Here is a 1117-nt window from a genome sequence, read left to right as displayed (position 1 = left end):
CTGAACGTGTTGGCGTTGCTGAAGCAGCCAGGCAGCTCAAAATTTATGAATCGCAAATCTATAACTGGCGTACTGCCGTTGAGAAAAAGTCCAATACCAGCCAACGGGAAGCTGAATTGGCCGCTGAAGTTGCAAAGCTCAAACGCCAACTGGCTGATCAAGCAGAGGATTTAGCCATTCTAAAAAAGGCGGCCACCTACTTCGCGAAGAATCAAAAGTAAGCCGATTCAAATTCATGCTTGAGCACCAACGCCAGTTCCGCTTGAAATCCATGGCATTGGTGCTTGGTGTCACGCGAAGTGGGTATTACGCCTGGCGTAAATCAGGGAAAGAACCAAGCAAACGGCTGAAGAGCCAGCGTTGCCGAGATGAACAAATCAAAGCCGTTTTTGATACGAGCAAAGAGCGTTACGGCGCTCGCCGTATCCAGGTCGAGCTGGCAGAAAAGGGTGAAAGCGCTGACGTGAAAACCATAATAAACAGCATGACACGGCAGGATTTAGTCGCCAAAGCAGCGCGTAAATTTAAGGTCACAACCGACAGCAATCATCAGCTGCCTGTGGCTCCAAACCTACTGGAGCAGAACTTTAACGCGACAGGACCGAACCAGAAATGGGTCGGTGATATCACGTATTTGATGACCAGCGAAGGTTGGCTTTATTTGGCTGTGATCATTGATTTGTACTCGCGTGCCGTGGTTGGCTGGTCGATGAGCAATCGAATGACCACCCAACTTGCTTGCGATGCCCTGAACATGGCGCTGTTCCGCCGCGGTTTTCCAAAGAACGTGATAGTTCACAGTGACAGGGGCAGCCAATATTGTTCGTATGCGTATAGAGATCTGATTGAAAAACATCAACTTACTCAAAGCATGAGCCGTAAAGCCTGCTGCTGGGACAACGCCTGTGCGGAAAGCTTTTTCCATTCACTGAAGGTTGAAGCCATTCAGTACGAGCCAATCATGGACAGGGAAACCATGCGTCAGACCGTTTTTGAATACATTGAAGTTGATTACAACAAAACCAGAAGGCATAGTTCGCTTGGCTATCTCAGCCCTGAGAATTTTGAATTGAAGAACAGTGCTTAGCTAAGTGTCCAGAGTTAGTGGATCAGATCA

The 1117-nt window shown here is 48.2% G+C and carries 1 protein-coding gene; it reads left to right on the top strand.

Annotated features, from left to right (window positions below; all coding sequences use genetic code 11):
- Nucleotides 1-1087, top strand: a protein-coding gene (locus KCG43_RS21265; protein ID WP_218387457.1) for an IS3 family transposase whose coding sequence is annotated in 2 segments (ribosomal slippage) — nt 1-180 and nt 180-1087 — 1088 coding nt annotated over the 2 segments. Because the reading frame shifts where the segments join, the coding sequence is not laid out codon by codon here. This gene is flagged as partial in the annotation.
- Nucleotides 1088-1117 lie beyond the last annotated feature (30 nt).

The sequence above is a fragment of the Photobacterium sp. WH24 genome (assembly GCF_019204055.1).
Lineage (GTDB): Bacteria > Pseudomonadota > Gammaproteobacteria > Enterobacterales > Vibrionaceae > Photobacterium > Photobacterium arenosum.
The sequence above is the reverse complement of the archived record's forward strand: the minus strand, read 5'-3'. Positions and strand labels throughout refer to the sequence as shown.